Annotated in this window: 1 pseudogene; it reads right to left on the bottom strand. The window is 45.2% G+C overall.

Annotated elements, in window-relative coordinates:
- Positions 1–141: 141 nt before the first annotated feature.
- Positions 142–639 (bottom strand): annotated as a pseudogene (locus JMY06_RS11720) (MFS transporter); the annotation flags it as partial.

Consider the following 639-nt stretch of genomic DNA (forward strand, 5'->3'; position numbering starts at 1 on the left):
GAATGACATTACCCGCTTTATTTATTGGATATGGCGAATCATCAACCTTATTTCCGTCAAAATCTATTTTTACTAAAAAAATAGACAAAAGTTCCGAAAAGATAGCAGGCGTCCACTGTGGTATTAGCCTTATGAGCATCTTCAAATATTAGGCAAGTTTATTGCCTTGGCATAACCTGCAGGTGCAAATTTTATCGTGACCATGAGCATACCTATAAGCGTAACAATAAGCATCAGCCACGATGCCTGAAAACTACCCGTCCACTCACGCAACACCCCTGCTATATAAGGAATGATCGCGCTAATAATAAAGCCAATGCCTTGTACAAATGCGGTCAGCGCCCCAGCCAGACTAGCTGAAGATAAGTGATCAAGTGCCACAGTCAGTGTTAGTGAGAAGAAGGCGCCGAGGCCACAACCTATCATAGCGACCCAAAGGATCAGCATCCCTTTTGGCATCAGCAATAACCCCATGAATCCAATAATCTGAATGCCCACTGCAAAAAACAACCACGGGCGTCGGTCTAGGCGATTCGATGAGAGTGCAGGAGCCCCCAGCGCCCCTATCACTTGAAAAATTGTCATGATACCGATCAGCTCTCCGCTATTCTGAGCACTCCAGCCTAAACTACGAGCATA

Source organism: Psychrobacter urativorans (assembly GCF_904846675.1).
In the GTDB taxonomy this organism is placed as follows: domain Bacteria; phylum Pseudomonadota; class Gammaproteobacteria; order Pseudomonadales; family Moraxellaceae; genus Psychrobacter; species Psychrobacter urativorans_B.